Here is a 19,056-nt window from a genome sequence, read left to right on the forward strand (position 1 = left end):
ATCCTTATTGTTGGGATTTTCCCCTCTCGGTTGAGCACCTAATTTAATAGGTTGCTGCAGGGTCTTAAGACCGATAACCTCACCTGCTCTGAATAAGTTGTATTCAATTTCTTAACAATGATACTTTATTTTTTCTAAAATGTAAATAGTTTTTTAAAATTCTCTGTAAATTGCGTCAAATTCTTCGTGATAACGTAAAAATGTTTCTTTCAAATTGTATTCAAAATAATGAAATAACTGATTTTGGAATAATTGAATCGTTTGTTGATGTGTATTAGGTCTGTGATATGAAGCAGCGTTTCTTAGTGAAATATACATATCAGCAAGTAAAATAATCTGACTTTCAATTTCAGGTTGAATCTTACGCATTTCAGTAATTAATTTTTCATCAGCTGTTCCTTCATAATGACTTCTTAAAATGTCGTTACATTTTTGAGCAAGTTGTAATCTTTTACCAATCTTACTACCCAATTCTGTTTTTGTTTTTAAGACTTCATAACTTTGCTCATCATACGAATTTGAATCAAGCATAATGTCTTTAATCTCATCAAATCGTAAATGAATTAATGCATACTTTTCAATGTCGTTAATCGTAATTTCATCTAAGTTATAAACAGCAGCTAACTTTTTAGCAATTAATGCAACCCATTTAGCGTGTGATTCATCAAGTAATGAAGATGACGCTTGGAAAACAACGTTGAATAGATTTCTAACGATGTGTGTATAATCACCTTGAACTTCACGACGCTTTTGAAGTTCCTTTTTACGTTCTTCTTGAATAAATTGACCAATTGAAACAATAATATAATTAACTAAATAAAATAGTATAAAAATAATTGTTCTAAGTGCTAGTGAACCTACTTGCATTGCCATTTCATGATCTGTAAATAAGTGTTCAATAAATTCTTGCCAAGTTAAACCTAAATTAAAGAAGTTATAAGTTACTGCTATATGAAGAAATGTAACAAAGCCTAATAATGAAACAAATGAATTAGAAAGTAGTTTTTTGTCTTGATAAAGCGATATTTCAACTAAGGCATAATAAATTAAAACGTAACTTGCTGTTTCAAATAATTGATTATTCCCTACTGCATATATTCTTACATATACAAGTATGGCTGATATGAAAATCCAAAAGCTTGATACATACATCGCTATTTGCTGTTTCGTTAAATCATTATGGTCTAAATCAATTAATTTTTTTTGTAATCGTCCTACCGCATATGTAATTGGTAATGATGCAACAGCAAATAACCAATCAGTTGTTGGATTGGCTACTGAAAAACCTAGAATAAAGAACACAAATGAATATAAAAGGTTTGATAAAAAGACGATATTTTTAATAACGACGTTTCTTCTATATAAAACTGCTACTTCATTTGTAATATCAATACCTGTTTCAAAACCAAAAAACTTTGAGAAAAGTCGTTTACCAAGCCCTTTAAGTTTATTTTTTGGTTTTTCTAACATGTTTATTTATCCTTTACTTCTCCCTCTAAATCGAAAATACTAACCTTTCGATATGTAGGATTTTCTAATGCTAAGTTTTCATTCATAACTTGCGCGACACGTGTTGATGCCGCAGCAGCAATCGCACCTACGATGTCATCTAACATTGTATGAACTGTTCCTTCTTTTTTTCCTTCTTCATTTAGTCTTGCGACAACACCGTGTTTATTCACATCAATATCGCCAAAATTTGTTTGACCTATTGCCCCATAGTTTCTAGCAATATCTAATCCGATTGTTTCATCTATTCCAAATAAACCTAAGTCATAATATAAAATATCTTGAATAGGTCCTTTAAATAATTTTTCTTCCGCTAGTCTGTCAACTTCTGCTGCAAACTGAATGTGATGAAAAATATCACGATATGTTAAAATCTTTTCAACAGATTCTAAACACATCGCATATGGTACATCTTTGTAATACTTAGATTGTTGTTGATATGCGATTTGTGCAATATCTTCAATAGTGACTTTGCCGCGTTCCCATAATGTATCTTTATTAAGCTTTAACATCTCATCACGGCTATAAACTAATTTGACTTTTTCTTTACTCATGGATAAATCCTCCATCTTTAAATAAATTTTGACCATTTAGGTAATCTTTAACGAACATTCTTTTTTTACTTTCTTGTTGAATTTCTAGAAGTTTTAGTGTTTTGGTTTTTGTTCCAATGAATATTTCTTTTCGATTAACCTTTATTTCACCCGGTCTTAATGATATTATATCACTTTCTTCCATATCAAATACTTTGACTAAAGTATTATCAATCATAAAGTGGGCACCAATATTAGGCATAAGACCTCTTAATCGATTAATATTCCATTCAGAAGATTCGAAAAATTTTAATCTCTCATCTTCAAATTTTAATGTATATGCAAATGTTACTTGTGATTCGTCTTGTTGAATTTTTTCATAAGTTCCATTTAAAATATCATCTATTCTTTTTTCTAAAAGGTCTCTTCCTGCGATTGATAACTTAGCTGATAATGTTCCATAATTATCTTTTGGATCAATATCGACGATAACTTGTTCAATCATATCACCAGCGTCCATTTTATACACCATTTCCATTAATGTTATTCCTGTTTTTGTTTCACCATTAAAAAGTGCATATTGAATTGGGGCACCTCCACGGTATTTTGGTAATAATGATCCATGAACATTAATTGCTTTAACTTGTTCTAATAAAGCTTTAGGTAAAATTTGTCCGTAAGCCGCTGTAATTAAAAGTTTTGGTTTTTTATCTAAGATGTATTGATAACTATCTTTTATTTTAATTGGTTGAAATACTTCAATACCGTGTTCTAAAGCGACCTTTTTAACTTCAGACATTTCTAATTCTTTTTTTCTTCCAACAACTTTATCTGGTTGTGTGACAACTAATCCTACTGGATATTTTTTTTCAATTAGCATTTCTAAAATCGGCTTAGCAAATGCTGGTGTTCCCATAAAAACGATCATATATTGATTTCCTTTCTAATACCAAATGATATCGCCTGCTGTATGAATTCTAAATTCATGATTTCTAAATATATGGTGTAAGGATTCATCAAGCATTTTGTATTTAAGTATCATAATGAAACGATAATAATCCTTATCTTTCATAACGTGTGACGCATATGGTCCAACAACTAAAATGCCCTCTAATTCAAGTTCTTGTTTCATACGTAAGCAATGCTGATATGTTTTTAAATAACTACGACCTTCAACCATGACTTGCATCAATTGGTAAGTAGGTGGCATTTTCGTTAATTCTCGATTTTTTAACTCGTTTTTATAAAAATCCAAACCTTCAAGTTGATTAAATATAGGATTTTCATAATCATACACTTGAATAATCAACTCATTTTGAGCTATTAACCTTGAATCTTGAACCAATTGATATGTTTCTTCTAATGCTTTATAATTTGGTAATTTTAACATTTGATCAAACAATAATATACCAACGTATTGGATTTTTTTTCTTAAAAGTGTTTTAAGTGCCATCTTGGTACCTATTAGAATATGAAATGGTGATTGTTCGATATCCTTTAATAATTCGAGATACTCTTTTGGCTTCATTGAATCTTTATCGATTCTTAAGATAATTTCATCTTTATAAGTTTGTCTTAAGTATTCCTCTAATTGTTCAATACCACTTCCAACAGGTTTCATCGTATTTTTTTTACATTTTGTACATGTTGAATGAAAAGGCTCTTCATACTTACTATAAGATGATATTAGTTTTTTATCTTTTTGATAGTAATGTAATACGTTACCGAACTCAGGATCTTTTGGAACATATCCGCAATGTCTACACATCACAAATGGGGCATAACCTTTTTGATTCATTAAAAGTAGTATTTTTTGATTTGAAATAATAGCGTTATCTATTTTTTCTTTTAAATATGTGGATAGCATATTCACATTACCTTTTTTAAGTTCATCAGTCATATCAATTTTGGTAATTTTCGAATATGATAATGCATCATCTACAGATACTAAATTTAATGAATTTTGATTGTACAATTGATAGTCTCTTGTTGTTAATACATGTGAAATATACATGAGATGTAAATTTCTTTTCTGTGCGATATATCGAGCTACTTCTCTTGAATCATAATAAATTAACTCTGTTTCTTTAAATCCTTCATGATGACTTTCAATAAAAATTATTGACGTCAATTTTGGAAAATCTGTAAATATGGATTGACGACTACCTAAAATAATTTTAGCTCGTCCATCATAAATCGATTGATAATTGATATATGCTTCTCTTTTTGTTTGATGCGAGCCAATTTCAGCAATAAATGCCTCATTAAAATATGGTAATAGATATGTTTTTATTTCTTCAATCATGTAAAGTTCAGGTACTAATATAAGTACTTGTCCTATTTGAATTTGTTTTTTTAAATATAACATGATTGGTTGAATAATATCTTGATAATTTGCTTTAACAAAAGTATTTCCTTTTTGAATTTGTTCTGTTATGTTATCAAATATATTCTTTTCATCTTGAGTCAAATCTAATTCATCAATATTCTTAATATCTCGATGGCTCAATGAAAGTTCTTTTGTTTCAAAAATTAATTTTAAGTCTATGAGTTTTTGAATTATATGCTCTGAATACGTTTCTTTAACTTCTTTTTTTGAAACTTTACCTTGTTCTTTAATATATGCCAAACATGCTTGTTGTTTAGGTGTTAAAAGCGCGTTATCACTTTGATAAACTAAAAAACTATCAAGACGAGGTTGGTATTTAGTTTTTAAATGTGTTGTAAGTTTTACAACGCCCTTCTTTTCTAACGTTTTTATTCTTGATAAATAATTGAAATCCTGTTTTTTTAATGTCCATATACCATTTTTAAAATGTTCAAATAAATCTTGTGGTATTTCATTCTCACGAAGTATTGTAACTTGTTTTTCATAATCAAGTAGTAAATCAAAAGGTACAAACATCTCAAAAACTCTAGAAAGCAAAATGGTTGGATTTTTTTTAAGTTGTTTAATAATATCAAAAGATTCTTCACTAATAATTGGTTCTAAATCTAATACATCAAGTATTTCTTTTTTTGCAGTATTTGATTCATCTTTAATTTTAACAACCATACCGATTCTACCATCTTGAATTTGTGCAAATGGTACTAAAACACGCATACCTTCTTTTAAAAACGATGAAAAAACATCTGGTACGATGTAATCATAAACTTGATTGACTTGTTGATGTTTTATATCGATTATAACTTCTGCAAACATTTTTTCACCTACATGAATATATTATCACTTTTTTATTAAAATACATAAAAAACATCCCCTTTAAGGGATGTTTGATTATTTTTTAATTTCTTTTAATAATGTTTCAATACGATTTCCATAAGCTAATGCTTCGTCATATTTAAAGATAAGCTCAGGAATTTTTCGAACATTACGAATTTTTTCAGCGAGTTTCATACGAATCTCTTTATTATTGTTTTCAAGAAGTGTATTTGTAAGTTCTATAATTTCTTGATCTTCAGAAAGTATCGTGTAGTATACATAACAAAAACTTAAATCTTTTGTTACTTTAGCTTCTGTAATACTTATATTTCCAACACGACCATTTTTTATGACATTATTTACAATATGTGCTAATTCGCGTTGAATTGTACTCCCTAATCTTTGTTGAGAAATCCCCATATTAAGCTACCTCAACTTCCTTATCAATTGATGCTTCAATGACATCGCCTTCTTTAATGTCATTATAGTTAACAATAGAAATTCCACATTCAAAACCTTGTTTAACTTCTTTAACTTCATCTTTAAATCGTTTAAGTGATGATAATTCACCTTTGTAAATTACAATACCATCACGAATAAGTGTTACCTTACTATTTCTTGAAATATATCCTTCAGTAACATAACATCCTGCAACTGTTCCAACTTTTGAAATCTTAAATACTTGACGTACTTGAGCTTGTCCAGTAACAACTTCTTCATATGTTGGTTCAAGCATACCTTTAAGTGCTTTTTCAATATCTTCAGTAATACGGTATATAACATTATAAAGTCGAATTTCAATACCATTTTCATTTGCTAATTCTTTAACGTTTGCAGCAGGTCTTACATTAAACCCAATGATAATAGCACCAGATGCACTCGCAAGTGTAACATCAGATTCAGTAATAGCACCGACCCCAGCTCTTACAACACTAGCATGGAACCCTTCAATATCGATTTTTTCTAACATGTTTTTAATAACTTCAACAGATCCTTGAACGTCAGCTTTTAATATAACATTTAATACTTTTTCACCGACTTCTTTGTCACCAAACATTGATTCTAATGATGTCGCTTTCATAGACTTTGCAAGTGTTTCACGCACTTTAGATGCTCTTGCTTCAGCAGTTTGACGAGCTAATTTTTCATCTTGGAACACCATAAATATATCCCCTGCTTGAGGTACATCTTCTAAACCAGTTATTTCAACTGGTGTACCAGGTAATGCCTCTGTAAAGCGACGTTTTAAATCATCGTTCATTGTACGAATACGTCCATAAGTATTACCAATAACAACAATATCACCAACGTGTAACGTACCAGTTTCAACTATGATAGTTGCTACTGGACCACGGCCACGATCTAACGATGCTTCAATAACTGTTCCTCGTGCTGGACGATTTGGATTTGCTTTTAATTCTTCCATTTCAGCAACTAATTGAATGACATCTAATAATTCATCAATACCTTGACGTTTCAATGCAGAAATCATAACGTATGGTGTTTTTCCGCCCCATGTTTCTGGCGTTAAATCATAACTTGATAATGTGCTCATGATTAAATCTGGATTTGCATTTGGTTTATCTACTTTATTAACTGCTACAATGATAGGAACTTTTGCAGCTTTAGCATGTTCTAATGCTTCAATTGTTTGTGGTTTAACACCATCATCTGCTGCTACAACTAAAATAACTATGTCTGTAACTTTAGCACCTCTTGCACGCATTTCAGTAAATGCAGCGTGTCCCGGAGTATCAATAAATGTTATCTTCTCTCCATTCCAATCTACTTGGTATGCACCAATATGCTGGGTAATTCCACCTGCTTCACCTTGTACAACGCGTGTATGACGTATTGCATCAAGTAGTGTTGTTTTACCATGGTCTACGTGTCCCATAATTGTTATAATTGGGCTACGTTTCACTAAATCTTTCGGATCATCGACAATTTCAATTTCATCGTATCTTGTTAAATCTGTAATAACCTCATCTTTAACTTCATATCCAAAATCAAGTGCAATCAACTCAATTGTTTCACGATCTAATACCTGATTTATAGATGTTATCATACCTAAGCTCATTAATTTTTTAATAAGTGTTGCATTAGTAACATCCAATGCTGAAGCAACATCAGATACCTTCATATCTGGAACATAAGTGATAATTTTTTCTTTATTTTCCTCTTTTTTAGACTTTTGAGGTTCTCGGATATCTTTTCGAAAATCCTTTTTAAATGGTTTTTTAGTGGCCATTGTAATCACAATCCTTTCTACTTAAGCAATAAACTAAACCCCCTGTCTAAAATACCAATGACTTTGACATTAAGTTTACCAATGGCATGAGATAACTCAACCGTTGAAAACTCCATGTTTAAAGGTACTTCATATGTTTTAGTTTTATCGCTTATTTTCTTTACTGTATTCTGGCTTGCATCTTTTGCAAGTAATACCAAATAGAGCTTGCCTTGTTGCATTGCCTTAATACATTCATCTGTTCCAAGAATGATTTTTTTGGCAGCATAAGCTAGTCCTAAATTATTTATTTTCATAATAGAGTTAATAACTCCTCATATATCTCATCTGGTACAGTCACCTCTAATTTTTTATCTAACGCTTTTGTTTTCTTAGCTTCTAAAATGACTTCTTTAGATAAAATTAAATAAGCTCCTCTTCCGTTGGCTTTTCCTTTTGTATCAACAGAAACAACACCTTCTTTGGTTGCTACGACACGAATTAATTCCTTTTTAGGACGAACTTCTTTAGTTACTACACATGTACGCATAGGCACTTTTTTAATTTTCATCTTATTCACCTCAAAATGATTAGTAAATGATACCTTCAGATGCAGCAATTGATTCTGACTTGATATCTATATTCCAACCGCTTGCTTGAACAGCTAATTTAACGTTTTGTCCAAGTTTACCAATTGCTAATGATAATTGATCATCAGGTACAATCGCAATCGCTGATTTTTTCTTAGGATCAACTTGTGTTACAGCAATAACAGTTGATGGTTGAAGTGAGTTAGCGATTAACTCGCGTTCATTTTCACTCCATCTAAATAAATCAATTTTTTCACCTGCTATGAATTTAGAAATTTCTTTAATTCTTTGTCCACCTTCTCCAACAGATGCACCGATTGGATCGACGTTTGGATTATTTGAGCGTAAACCCACCTTTGAACGATCCCCTGGATCTCTTGCAATACCTAAAATCTCAATTGTACCATCTTTAATTTCTGGTATATGTTCTTCTAATAGTTTTAATACTAAATTATTATGGCGTCTTGAAACAAACACCTTAATACCTTTTTTACGCATTTCAACTTCGGTAATATAAACACGAATGCGGTCTCCAACATATAATTTTTCATCCGGTAATGCTTCAGTTTTAGGTAAACGTGTTGTTACATCTTTTGTAATCTCAATACGATAGAAATCCTCTTCAACTTCTAAAATGCGCGCTGTTACCATTTCATATTGAAGATCTTTTAATTGTTGGTAATCTCTTTCCTTAATGACTTGATTAAGTACTTCATTAAAGCGATTTTTTAAATCTCTTGCAGCATTATAGTTAAATTCACTTGGTTCAATCTTAATCTCAAGTAATTCTCCTGGTTTTGCTTTTGGACTTAATTCTTTAGCATCACTTAATTTGATAAATGTATATTTTTTATCTAAATCGAAACTTAATTCGCCTTCAGGTAATACAAAGTATTGCCCATAAATTAAAATCTCATTTTTTTCTTCTTTAAATTCAACTCGGCATGTTTGTACACCTAATTGTTTTTTACAAGCAGCAATTAACCCTTGTTCAAAAGCATAAAAAACTTGAGATTTATCTAATTCGTGTTCTTCTGCTACATCATATATATTTTGATAAAATGCTTTACTAATCATGTTTCACCTCTAAAATTTGACTGCAAGTCTTATAAACTTAATATCTGAATACGGTATGACGTCCGTTTTTGGTCGTCCTTTGATAAAATATTTGATAACTAATGATTGATCTTGAATTTCTGTGAGTGTTGCAGAACCAGTATATTTAGGTGATTCTATATAAATATATTCGCCAACTTGTTCTATAACCTCTTCAAAACTTCTTAATTCTTTTTCAGCACCTACAGATGCTACTTGAAGATAATACCCATCTGGAAGTAAATCGTTAATTAAATCTAAAATTTCTAAATGTATTGGTTCTAACTCTTCTAATGTGATGTCATTATCGAAAAGTATTGTCAATACTTTTTGATTTCCAATACGTTCTTCAAATAAGTCATAAAATTTTAAATTATGTTTTTCAAACACATTTAATGTGTGTTCTTTAATTAAATTTATATTCATAGGCAATCTCCAAAAAATAAGTGAGTACTACAACGCCGCCTCACTTTCATCTACATGTAAAATTATATCATTTATTCTTATAAATGACAAGAATTTAAATGACTGTGTTAAAATAAAGGTGTGAATTAGAGAGGTAATCATATGAAAAAAGGTTTATATCCAGGATCTTTTGATCCAGTGACACTTGGTCATATCGATGTCATTGAAAGAGCAGCACAATTAGTCGATGAGCTTTATGTTGTGGTTGCAAATAACCCTAAGAAAAAATATTCATTTTCTATAGAGAAACGCGTTGAGATGTTAAAACGTGTGACTCAACATATTGATAATGTATTTATTGCTAGCACTGATGATTTAGTAGTTCGCTTTGCTGCAGCAAATGATATTAAAATTCTTTTTAGAGGTTTAAGAACAATTGCAGATTATGAACAAGAGTATCAATTATATCAGTTTAATCGTAATTTAAATCCAAACGTAGAAACTGTTATATTATTCCCATCTTCTAGAAACCATTTTGTATCCTCATCTTCAATTAAAGAATTAGTCTATCATGGCGCAGATATATCACTATATATCCCAGAAGAAATTATTGAAGATGTCATTAATGGCTTAGATAAAAAATAAAGTTCACTCTTGTGAACTTTTTTTATAGTAACTTATTTGATTCAAAAAAATCATATAATGCATCGTTTTCAATATGTGGTGCGATATATTTACATTCATCTTTGATGTCATTTATCCATCGTGAATTATTCATAATAATACCTATATCAGCTAATCTTAACATACCAAAATCATTATGACCATCGCCAATACATATTAATTCATAATCCGGATACATATCTTTAATTTTTTTAACTGCTGTTTCTTTAGATACTTCAGGATAAACTAAATCAACCCCACCATAATGCCAATAATATGTTTTAAATTTAGGATATGCTTTAACAATTTCGTCAAGTATAGTTTGTTCTTTGTTAAATAACCATAATTGATAAATTTTGTTATTTAAATAAAAATTCGGATCAATTTTAGGAAGTTTATCTGTATAACCTTTCATTGCATATGATACATGTTCATCAAAAACAGTAACCGCTTCTTCATCATATCCAACCATACCTAGAGATAAACCTTTTTTCATTGTATCATTAACAATATATTTTAAATCTTCAAAATCTATTGGAAAATCATAAAATAATTTGTTATCCTTTAATATGACTGCTCCATTAACTAATATTTTAAAAGTAAAATATTGTTCAATTTCATCAATTACATCAATTTTAGCAGGACCTCTTCCTGTAGCAATCCCTAAGATATAATTTTTATTTTGTGCTAATTTTTTAATCAATTTTATTGTTTGAGGCAAAATTTTTTGTTGCTTAGAACTTCTTAGGGTATTATCTACATCAAATATATAAATTCTTTTCATTTTATCACCTATAACTATTGTATCATAAGTAAATCATTATTAATTTTAAAAATTTATAGTATAATAAAATTAACTTATTATACGTGAAAAAGGAATTGAATATGCAGAAAAACACATTATTGAAAACCGACGAAATCGGAGTTTTTGCCTTAGGTGGCCTCGGAGAAGTTGGTAAAAACACCTATGTTTATGAAATTAATAACCAAATATTTATTGTGGATGCAGGCATCCTTTTTCCTGATGACTCTTTATTGGGAATTGATTATGTCATTCCTAATTATCAATACTTAAAGGAAAATGAAGAACGTATTGTGGGTCTTTTCATTACCCATGGGCACGAAGACCACATCGGTGGAATTCCATATTTATTAAAACAGGTAAAAATTCCAATTATTTATGCATCTGGAATTGCTGTAGATTTAATTGAATATAAATTAGGTGAACATAGAGATATCAAAGTACCTAAAATTGAAGAGTATAAATCATATTATACTTATAAATTTAATGGTGTTGAAATATCATTTATACGCCTAAATCACTCTATTCCTGATATGTTTGGTATTGTATTCCATACAAACCAGGGAAACATCTTTCATACAGGTGATTTCAAAATAGATTATACGCCCGTAGGACCACAAGCAGAATACGACAAATTAGCTAAATTAGGAAGTTCAAACACACTTCTTATGTTAAGTGATTCAACCAACGCTGAACAAGAAGGATTAATTCAATCTGAATCTAAAGTTGGCAAGTCAATTAATGAATTATTTACGCGTATACCTGGTCGTATTATCATTGCTACTTTTGCTTCTAACCTTTATCGTATTCAACAAATTATTGAAGCTGCTGAGTTAACAGGAAGAAAGGTTGCTGTTTTTGGTCGTTCCATGGAACGTGCAATTGAAGCCGGCATTCAATCCGGTTACATAAAACCTAAAAAAGGAACACTTGTTTCAGCTGAAGAAATTGTAAATGTTAAATTAGAAGAAACGTGTATCTTAGTTACCGGTTCCCAAGGTGAACCACTTGCTGCTTTAAGCCGTATTGCTAATGGAACTCACCGACAAATCAAAACTATCAAAGGTGATACCGTTATTTTCTCAAGTTCACCAATACCTGGTAATCAAGATCCTATTAACAAAACAATCAATCTTCTTTTTAGAAATGATGTCAATGTAATTACACACGGTCCAATTGCTGATACACACACATCTGGTCACGGTTCACAACCTGATTTAAAATTAATGTTATCTTTAGTTAAACCAAAATACTTTATTCCAATGCACGGTGAACACAGAATGCTTAAACATCATAAGCTTTTAGCGATTGATGTAGGTGTTAAACCAGAAAACATCTTAATTTTAGATAATGGTGATGTAGCAGCAGTTAAACGTGATTCCATAAGAATTGCTGGTAAAGTACCTGCCAATGATGTATTCATTGATGGTACAGGTATGGGAACTTACGGTTCATCTGTTTTATATGAACGTAAGACATTAAGTGAAGAAGGTTTATTTGCTATTGTATTAACAATTAACAAAACTAAAAAGACATTACTTAATGATCCTACTATTGTATCTCGCGGTTTCATTTATATGAAAGGTAATGAAGACTTAACCAAAGCTTTAGCAAACGAAGTTAAGCAAATTGCAGAAACCGAATTAAAGAAAAAAGGTTATAATGAACTAAACCTAAAACAATTAATTACAGATTATCTTCAAACAAAGATTTTTGATATCACATTAAGAAAACCAATGATTATTCCAATTATTATGAACATATAAAAAAAGTCCATTTATCGCTTGATAAATGGATTTTTACTTTTCAACGCTTTCACTCATATGTATTAAAAATGCGTCAAATACATCTTTTGTAACTATTGCATCCGTTCTAGCATTATGTTCTTGGTTTAACTGCTCTGTGACGCCATAATATGTTTTATATGCATCAAATAATTTAATATCATTTGATAAATTAAAATAGTCTTTATGTAATTTTAATAAATCAATAAAATGATGTGCATATGTTAATGGTTCTTTTTCATGCAAGTGATATGAATAATTAATTGCTTGAACATCGTTTTTGCCCCATACAACTATTTTAGGTTGATATTTATTAATGATTGAACTTAGTTCTTCATAAAAAACATGATAATCTTTTGCCTCATTATTAAATTTCTCCACATCTAAGTTTAAAAATTTAACAGTTCTTTTATTAATTGATTCTTCATCAAGTGGCTTTATATAGTAACCTTCATCAAGAATAACATTCTTATATTTATCAGCTAAAATATAGCCTACTTGAATGATTTCTGGAATAAATTTACCTTTTTTATATCCCGGCATTGTCATTTCACAGTCTAAGAATAAAAAATATTCATATTGATCTAAAACACGTTTCATATCTTTTCTTAACGTATTTAAATCATATAAAACAATTTTAGGATTTAATTTTTCAATATAATTAAAATATGTAACAGGATATACAAAAGTTGTTGTTTTTCCCTGTTTTTTTATTTTCTTTTCTCCTACCTCAAAATCAACCAAAACATATGGTTCTAAAATTGGTAAAAAAACTTTTGCAAGTTTATTTGATAAATAAAATGCTTCTCTTCTTTGATTTAATATACAATAAAATATTTTTTTCTTCTTATCTATAGATTGAACGATTAATCTCATGAAATACCTTCTTTTATAGCTTTAATGACTTTATCTGGTAATTGAAGTTCTCTTAACTCTTCTATTGTAGCATTTTGTATAGCTTCTAGCGAACCAAATGTTGTAAGAAGTCGTTGTTTTCTTTTAGGACCTAATCCTTCAATATGATCTAATACTGAAGCATAATCCTTTCTCGTCTTTGTTTTTTGATGAAATGTAATAGTATATCGGTGAACTTCAATCGATAATTTTGAAAAGAATTGGAATAAACTATCACTTTTATCAAGTATAAAGACTTCATCATGATAAACATATCCTTCAAATTCATGATACTTATTTTTCTTAAGACCAATAACAGGTATATCAATATTTAAAGATTTTAGCACTTCTTCTGCCTTATTAACTTGTCCTTTACTACCGTCTACACATATCAAATCAGGCATTCTTCCACCTTCCATTAGTAAACGATAATATCTTCTATAAACTACTTCTGAAATTGCTTGGTAGTCATCGTTTGTTGTTGTTTGAAGATGGAATTTGCGATACTCATTTTTATTAAATCGATAATTATCCCAAACAATCATACCAGAAATTGGTGCAGTTCCAAATAAATGAGCGTTGTCAAAAACTTCAATTTTTAAAACTTTTTTACCTATAATGTTTTCTAATTTTTCTATTTGTTCGATAAGCTTTTCTGATTTACTCTTATAAAGTAAATGATAATGATTTAAATCTTCTATAGCATTTTTTCTTGCTAAATCAACGATTTTTTTCTTATCTCCTTTTTGTGGTATAAAACATCTGTTACCAAAATAAAGTTTTAATGTATCTATATCAATTTGATTATCAAAACATAGTTCTTCTGGTAACAATAACGTTTCATAAAAATTTTTTAAGTAACTTAAAACAGTTTCTTTTGGATCATCTAAATAGGATATTACTTGTTGATGGGTATCTAAAATTCTACCTTGACGCATCATAAGAATATGGATTGCAATATCATCTTCGTTATATGAAAATGAAATAAAATCTCTATCTTTATAATCGTTTAAACTTACAATTTGTTTTTCAGTAGTATCATTAACGGCCTTAATCATGTCGCGATATTCACTAGCTTTTTCAAATTCTAAATTGTTTGCAGCATCTTGCATTTTAGATTTTAGAATTGATAAAACATCTTTTGTATCACCTTTTAAAAATTGTGTAATTTTTTGAATATTTGGTTCATAATCAACATGCTCATGTGCACAAGGTCCTAAACATAATCCTATATGATAATACATACATGGTTTTTTTCCAATCGGATTACATCTTCTTAATGGATATAATTTTTGTAAAAGCTTAACCGTTTCTTTTGCACTAGTAACGTTAGGATACGGTCCAAACAATCTTTTATTTTTGGGGACTTGAACATATCTTGATACTACAAGCATAGGATGCTCTTCATTTGTAATTTCTATATATGGATAACTCTTATCATCAATCAATCTGATATTATATATTGGTGCATATTTTTTAATTAAGTTGTTTTCTAAAATAAAACTTTCTTGTTCAGAGTTTGTAACAATATAATTAAAATCTCTAATTTCAGAAATCAATTTTTCTGTTTTAGCATTATGTGACCCAACAAAATATGATTTTACTCGATTTTTTAAGTTTTTCGCTTTACCAATATATATAACATCCCCAGCTTCATTAAGCATCATATAACATCCTGGGCTGTTAGGTAAAAGTGCTAATTTTTCTTTCATCCTATCACCTAAATTCATTATACCCTAAAAAGAAAAATATCACGTTATTCTTCAAACGTGATATCCACTTTACCAGCAATGATTTCTTCTAAAGCTTGTCCAACTGATGTAGCTGATTTAGCATCTTTCACATCAAGTTTTTCTCTTTCGATAATTTTTGCAACTTTGCTAGCTGCATATGCTAGTTTATATTTTGAATCAATTTTATTAAGCAATTCATCAATAGATGGATATCTTAATCCTTCTTTATTCTTGCTCATAAGATCACTACTCCTCTAACATCTTCATATAATTGTGGAATGTACGTTCCACACGTGCATGTTCAGCACGAATGATAGCCATGATACGATCAGCTGCATTATTCACATCGTCATTAACAACAATGTAATCATATTTATATGCTAAATTAAATTCATTTTCTGCTTTTTTAAAGCGTTGTTCAATAATTTCTGGGGCTTCTGTACCTCTAGATTTTAATCTATCATACAGTGCTTTTTTGGAAGGTGGTACAATAAATATAAAGACTGCATCCTTCATTTTTTCACGGACTTGAAGTGCACCTTCAACTTCAATTTCTAAAACAACCTCTTTTCCTTGTTCTAAAAATTCTTCGACTTTGTCTTTTGGTGTACCATAATATTGCCCAACAAATTCAGCCCATTCTAAAAACTTATCTTCTTGGATATTCTTTTCAAACTCATCTCTAGTAACGAAATAATAATCTCTTCCATCAACTTCATTTTCTCTTGGTGAACGAGTTGTCATAGAGACTGAATAAACTAAATTATGATTTTTCATATCGAATAAAGCTTTTCTGACCGTTCCTTTTCCAACGCCAGAAGGCCCCGATATGACGATGAGTAATCCACGTTGGTTTAATTTCATGAAAGTTCTCCTAACTCTTCGCTTATTTTTATTATATATGATAATATTTATTATGTAAATAGTTTCAAACTTTTTCACAAACTCATCTTATGGGAGGTCTTTTATGGCACTAGATGGCATATATACACACCATTTAATTAAAGAATTACAACAAGAAATCACACAATTTAGAGTAGAATCCATTTGGCATAACCATACTTTTTTCTTTTTTCAATTTTATCACCAAAAACAAAGAAAGCATCTAATTTTTAATCTTAATGCTTCTTTTGTTGGTTGTTACATTACTAAAAATCCACTATCCAAACAAGAACCCACTTCTTTTGTAAATCAACTTAAAAAATATTTCGAAGGTGGAATTTTAACAAAAATCGAGCAATATAGAACAGATAGAGTTTTTATATTTAATTTTACAGTTTATGATTTCATTTTAGGTCCATTAGAAAGACAGCTCATTTTTGAAGCTATGGGTAAACATGCCAATTTATATATAGTTGAAAATGGTAAAATTATTGATTTATATAAAAAATCATTTGTTGTTGATGGCAGACATTTAATTCCAAACGCTCAATTTGAGTTTTTCATTACAGAAAAATCAGATGCAACTTCCTACCAATACCATCCTTTATTAGAACCAAAAAATATTACTGAAAAATATTTAGGTATTTCATTAAGACTTGCAAAATTCTTACATCAAACCGGTCAAAATCCTTATGAAATTCCCGTTCAACCTACATTGTCATTAAAAGAAAATAAATCTTACTTTTTTAATATTTTTGAAGGTGAGGTCAAACACTTTAATACCTTAAGTGAAGCATTAGATAACCGCACAATTGAACTTAATAATCCAAAATTAGAATACGAAAAAGTTTTAAAGGACAATATTAAAAAATTAACTAGAAAATTAGAACATCTTATTCAACAAAAAGAAAAATCTCTTATTAACTTAAGTTATAAAGAAAAAGGCGATTATATTTATAGCCAAAACATCGATTTACAATTAAAACTAAATTTTTTAGATCATGTTGAATTAGATGAGACGAAATCTTTAAGCCAAAATGCACAACATTTTTATAAACTTTATCAAAAAGCTAAACGTGCAATTGAATTCTTAGATCAAGAAATTGAAATACTTAAGGAAGATATTTTAGTTTTTGAGCATCTTTTTGATGAATTAAGTCGTGCATCAAAAAATGAATTAATTGACTTTAATGAAATTTTAAAGCCTTATTTACCTAAAATAAAACATAAAAATAAAAAACCACATGAATCTAAAATTCTTACAATTCATGATCAAGGTGTTACTTATTATGTTGGTAAAAATGCCTATCAAAATGAATACTTATTAAGAACGTATCAAAAAAATGGATATTTTTGGTTCCATGTGAAAGATGCTTCTGGTTCTCACGTTGTTGTAAAATCGGATTCATTAACCGAATCAATTATTCGAACTGCAAGTATGCTTGCAGCATATTATTCAAGTCAACGCTTATCTTCCAGTATTCCTGTTATCTATACAGATATAAAAAATGTTAAACGTATGGCAAATAAACCCGCTTCATTAGTTAAGGTCAAAAATGAAAAAGCAATATACATCGATATTGATGAAACAAAAATTCATAATTTAACTCATGAACGCTAATCATTTGAAAAGATACGTTGAATGCAGTAAACTAAACATGAACTAAAAATTTATAGGAGGTATTCATCATGGCTTTTGAATTAAAACCATTACCATATGCATACGATGCATTAGAACCATTTATTGATGCTAGAACTATGGAAATTCACCATACAAAGCATCATCAAGCTTATATAACAAACTTAAATGCCGCTTTATCAAAACATCCTGAGTTAAAAGTGGAAACTATGGAAGACTTAATTTTAGTCTTAAAAGATTTATCTAAATTACCTCAAGATATTCAAACCGCTGTAAGAAACAATGGTGGTGGACATTTTAACCACGATTTATTCTGGTCATTTTTAGCTAAAAATGACGGAGCTAAACCAACAGGTAAACTCATGGATGCAATTAACGAAGCATTTGGCTCATTTGAAGCATTCCAAACTCAATTTGCTGATCAAGCAAAATCACGTTTTGGTTCAGGTTGGGCTTGGTTAGTTGTCAAAAATGGAAAACTTATGGTTACTTCTACACCAAACCAAGATACACCATTTGATTTAGGAACACCAATCTTAGGTTTAGATGTTTGGGAACACGCTTATTACTTAAATTACCAAAACCGTCGTCCTGATTATGTCAACGCATTCTTCAATGTTGTCAATTGGAATAAAGTATCTGAATTATTCGAAAAATCTTTATAAGAACAATTAAGAAAAATAGCACTTTAATTAGTGCTATTTTTTTAAGGTATATAACATATATGGAGGTTTACGATACCCAATAACTTATTGGGAGGTCTACCTCCATATTTTTTATAGGTGGATTTTATTGTTTAAAAATAAAGGAGCTGTCTTATAATTGTAGTTAGCTGTAACGTAAATTATAAGGAGGCCCCATGCATGATAATATTATACAACTATTATTCTTAGAATCAATCAAAAATAGAATTGAACATCTTGAAACTCATAGAAAAGATGGAAAATTGATTATTGACATCAGATTAAAAAAAGATCATATTCAATGTTTAATATGTCAAGATCAAATGAAGTTTCATAGTTACCGTTTAAAACAAATCCATTATGGCATTAGTAGTTTTGAGGCTTACAATATCCATTATCAGTCTAGAAGGTA

At 29.6% G+C, this 19,056-nt stretch carries 20 protein-coding genes and 1 riboswitch; of the genes, 5 read left to right on the forward strand and 15 right to left on the reverse strand.

Translation table 11 applies throughout. The annotated features are described in order from the left end of the window. Position 1 precedes the first annotated feature (1 nt). Positions 2-99, reverse strand: a riboswitch (SAM riboswitch). 54 nt (positions 100-153) lie between these two features. The 10 genes from T434_RS0104100 to T434_RS07490 all read right to left on the reverse strand — a co-directional run bounded on the left by T434_RS0104100 (position 154) and on the right by T434_RS07490 (position 9,585). Further along, positions 154-1,470, reverse strand: coding sequence for an HD-GYP domain-containing protein (locus T434_RS0104100; RefSeq protein ID WP_026400020.1), 1,317 nt, complete (start codon positions 1,468-1,470; stop codon positions 154-156). Positions 1,471-1,472: 2 nt separating this feature from the next. Continuing rightward, positions 1,473-2,063, reverse strand: a complete 591-nt coding sequence (locus T434_RS06930) for a phosphatidylglycerophosphatase A family protein (protein ID WP_051614394.1) — start codon at positions 2,061-2,063, stop codon at positions 1,473-1,475. Then, a complete protein-coding gene (gene fmt, locus T434_RS0104110) occupies positions 2,056-2,970 on the reverse strand; it encodes a methionyl-tRNA formyltransferase (protein WP_035358333.1) in 915 nt (304 codons plus the stop codon). The genes T434_RS06930 and fmt overlap by 8 nt, the downstream gene beginning before the upstream one ends. A 15-nt stretch (positions 2,971-2,985) precedes the next feature. Continuing rightward, positions 2,986-5,244: a replication restart helicase PriA gene (gene priA / locus T434_RS0104115; protein WP_026400022.1), complete on the reverse strand. Its 2,259-nt coding sequence runs from the start codon at positions 5,242-5,244 to the stop codon at positions 2,986-2,988. 75 nt (positions 5,245-5,319) lie between these two features. Then, positions 5,320-5,664 carry a 30S ribosome-binding factor RbfA gene (gene rbfA / locus T434_RS0104120; protein WP_026400023.1) on the reverse strand — a complete coding sequence of 115 codons (345 nt, stop codon included), beginning with the start codon at positions 5,662-5,664 and terminating at the stop codon, positions 5,320-5,322. Between the two features lies 1 nt (position 5,665). Next, positions 5,666-7,495: a translation initiation factor IF-2 gene (gene infB, locus T434_RS06935; RefSeq protein ID WP_035358335.1), complete on the reverse strand. Its 1,830-nt coding sequence runs from the start codon at positions 7,493-7,495 to the stop codon at positions 5,666-5,668. A 17-nt stretch (positions 7,496-7,512) separates the two neighbouring features. Next, complete coding sequence (locus T434_RS0104130; protein WP_035358337.1) at positions 7,513-7,791, reverse strand: L7Ae/L30e/S12e/Gadd45 family ribosomal protein; 279 nt, start codon at positions 7,789-7,791, stop codon at positions 7,513-7,515. Then, entirely contained in the window at positions 7,788-8,045 is a 258-nt protein-coding gene (gene rnpM / locus T434_RS0104135) for an RNase P modulator RnpM (RefSeq protein WP_162150721.1), read from the reverse strand. Before rnpM ends, T434_RS0104130 begins: the two co-directional genes overlap by 4 nt. Before the next feature lie 19 nt (positions 8,046-8,064). Then, positions 8,065-9,141, reverse strand: coding sequence for a transcription termination factor NusA (gene nusA / locus T434_RS0104140; protein WP_026400026.1), 1,077 nt, complete (start codon positions 9,139-9,141; stop codon positions 8,065-8,067). Between the two features lie 9 nt (positions 9,142-9,150). Beyond that, on the reverse strand, positions 9,151-9,585 hold the full coding sequence (locus T434_RS07490; RefSeq protein ID WP_051614396.1) for a ribosome assembly cofactor RimP: 435 nt from the start codon (positions 9,583-9,585) through the stop codon (positions 9,151-9,153). A gap of 141 nt (positions 9,586-9,726) precedes the next feature. Between T434_RS07490 and coaD the strand changes: the two genes are divergently transcribed. Next, positions 9,727-10,209, forward strand: coding sequence for a pantetheine-phosphate adenylyltransferase (coaD, locus tag T434_RS0104150; RefSeq protein WP_026400027.1), 483 nt, complete (start codon positions 9,727-9,729; stop codon positions 10,207-10,209). A 22-nt stretch (positions 10,210-10,231) separates the two neighbouring features. Here the strand turns inward: coaD and T434_RS0104155 are convergent, their stop codons facing one another. Continuing rightward, the gene (locus tag T434_RS0104155; RefSeq protein WP_026400028.1) at positions 10,232-11,011 is read right to left on the reverse strand and encodes an HAD family hydrolase; all 780 of its coding nucleotides are present in this window, start codon (positions 11,009-11,011) and stop codon (positions 10,232-10,234) included. A 101-nt stretch (positions 11,012-11,112) separates the two neighbouring features. On the opposite strand from T434_RS0104155, the gene T434_RS0104160 reads away from it, so the two are divergent. Then, on the forward strand, positions 11,113-12,795 hold the full coding sequence (locus T434_RS0104160) for a ribonuclease J (RefSeq protein WP_026400029.1): 1,683 nt from the start codon (positions 11,113-11,115) through the stop codon (positions 12,793-12,795). A gap of 33 nt (positions 12,796-12,828) precedes the next feature. On the opposite strand, the gene T434_RS0104165 is transcribed toward T434_RS0104160, so the two are convergent. From T434_RS0104165 to gmk, 4 genes are read right to left on the reverse strand one after another with little or no spacing between them, the layout of a single operon-like run. Further along, positions 12,829-13,689, reverse strand: a complete 861-nt coding sequence (locus tag T434_RS0104165) for an exonuclease domain-containing protein (RefSeq protein ID WP_026400030.1) — start codon at positions 13,687-13,689, stop codon at positions 12,829-12,831. Then, on the reverse strand, positions 13,686-15,419 hold the full coding sequence (gene uvrC, locus T434_RS0104170; protein WP_162150722.1) for an excinuclease ABC subunit UvrC: 1,734 nt from the start codon (positions 15,417-15,419) through the stop codon (positions 13,686-13,688). Before uvrC ends, T434_RS0104165 begins: the two co-directional genes overlap by 4 nt. Before the next feature lie 44 nt (positions 15,420-15,463). Continuing rightward, the gene (gene rpoZ, locus T434_RS0104175) at positions 15,464-15,679 is read right to left on the reverse strand and encodes a DNA-directed RNA polymerase subunit omega (protein ID WP_035358343.1); all 216 of its coding nucleotides are present in this window, start codon (positions 15,677-15,679) and stop codon (positions 15,464-15,466) included. Positions 15,680-15,686: 7 nt separating this feature from the next. Continuing rightward, entirely contained in the window at positions 15,687-16,304 is a 618-nt protein-coding gene (gmk, locus tag T434_RS0104180) for a guanylate kinase (RefSeq protein WP_026400033.1), read from the reverse strand. A 103-nt stretch (positions 16,305-16,407) separates the two neighbouring features. Between gmk and T434_RS0104185 the strand changes: the two genes are divergently transcribed. The 3 genes from T434_RS0104185 to T434_RS0104195 all read left to right on the forward strand — a co-directional run. Continuing rightward, positions 16,408-17,943, forward strand: coding sequence for an Rqc2 family fibronectin-binding protein (locus tag T434_RS0104185; RefSeq protein WP_026400034.1), 1,536 nt, complete (start codon positions 16,408-16,410; stop codon positions 17,941-17,943). Positions 17,944-18,011: 68 nt separating this feature from the next. After that, positions 18,012-18,626, forward strand: a complete 615-nt coding sequence (locus tag T434_RS0104190; RefSeq protein WP_026400035.1) for a superoxide dismutase — start codon at positions 18,012-18,014, stop codon at positions 18,624-18,626. 194 nt (positions 18,627-18,820) lie between these two features. Beyond that, the coding region (locus T434_RS0104195; RefSeq protein WP_026400036.1) for a hypothetical protein at positions 18,821-19,056 on the forward strand (236 nt) is incomplete at its 3' end.

It is taken from the genome of Acholeplasma equifetale ATCC 29724 (genome assembly GCF_000687735.1).
Taxonomy (GTDB): Bacteria; Bacillota_I; Bacilli_A; order Acholeplasmatales; family Acholeplasmataceae; genus Acholeplasma; species Acholeplasma equifetale.

What these genes read in the sequence shown, in the direction of transcription:
- T434_RS0104185 (WP_026400034.1), top strand. Translation starts at nt 16,408, where the DNA reads ATGGCACTAGATGGCATATATACACACCATTTAATTAAAGAATTACAA.
- rnpM (WP_162150721.1), bottom strand. Translation starts at nt 8,045, where the DNA reads ATGAAAATTAAAAAAGTGCCTATGCGTACATGTGTAGTAACTAAAGAA.
- T434_RS07490 (WP_051614396.1), bottom strand. Translation starts at nt 9,585, where the DNA reads ATGAATATAAATTTAATTAAAGAACACACATTAAATGTGTTTGAAAAA.
- T434_RS0104165 (WP_026400030.1), bottom strand. Translation starts at nt 13,689, where the DNA reads ATGAGATTAATCGTTCAATCTATAGATAAGAAGAAAAAAATATTTTAT.
- nusA (WP_026400026.1), bottom strand. Translation starts at nt 9,141, where the DNA reads ATGATTAGTAAAGCATTTTATCAAAATATATATGATGTAGCAGAAGAA.
- T434_RS0104155 (WP_026400028.1), bottom strand. Translation starts at nt 11,011, where the DNA reads ATGAAAAGAATTTATATATTTGATGTAGATAATACCCTAAGAAGTTCT.
- T434_RS06930 (WP_051614394.1), bottom strand. Translation starts at nt 2,063, where the DNA reads ATGAGTAAAGAAAAAGTCAAATTAGTTTATAGCCGTGATGAGATGTTA.
- rpoZ (WP_035358343.1), bottom strand. Translation starts at nt 15,679, where the DNA reads ATGAGCAAGAATAAAGAAGGATTAAGATATCCATCTATTGATGAATTG.
- rbfA (WP_026400023.1), bottom strand. Translation starts at nt 5,664, where the DNA reads ATGGGGATTTCTCAACAAAGATTAGGGAGTACAATTCAACGCGAATTA.
- gmk (WP_026400033.1), bottom strand. Translation starts at nt 16,304, where the DNA reads ATGAAATTAAACCAACGTGGATTACTCATCGTCATATCGGGGCCTTCT.
- uvrC (WP_162150722.1), bottom strand. Translation starts at nt 15,419, where the DNA reads ATGAAAGAAAAATTAGCACTTTTACCTAACAGCCCAGGATGTTATATG.
- T434_RS0104190 (WP_026400035.1), top strand. Translation starts at nt 18,012, where the DNA reads ATGGCTTTTGAATTAAAACCATTACCATATGCATACGATGCATTAGAA.
- T434_RS0104130 (WP_035358337.1), bottom strand. Translation starts at nt 7,791, where the DNA reads ATGAAAATAAATAATTTAGGACTAGCTTATGCTGCCAAAAAAATCATT.
- T434_RS0104160 (WP_026400029.1), top strand. Translation starts at nt 11,113, where the DNA reads ATGCAGAAAAACACATTATTGAAAACCGACGAAATCGGAGTTTTTGCC.
- infB (WP_035358335.1), bottom strand. Translation starts at nt 7,495, where the DNA reads ATGGCCACTAAAAAACCATTTAAAAAGGATTTTCGAAAAGATATCCGA.
- fmt (WP_035358333.1), bottom strand. Translation starts at nt 2,970, where the DNA reads ATGATCGTTTTTATGGGAACACCAGCATTTGCTAAGCCGATTTTAGAA.
- priA (WP_026400022.1), bottom strand. Translation starts at nt 5,244, where the DNA reads ATGTTTGCAGAAGTTATAATCGATATAAAACATCAACAAGTCAATCAA.
- coaD (WP_026400027.1), top strand. Translation starts at nt 9,727, where the DNA reads ATGAAAAAAGGTTTATATCCAGGATCTTTTGATCCAGTGACACTTGGT.
- T434_RS0104100 (WP_026400020.1), bottom strand. Translation starts at nt 1,470, where the DNA reads ATGTTAGAAAAACCAAAAAATAAACTTAAAGGGCTTGGTAAACGACTT.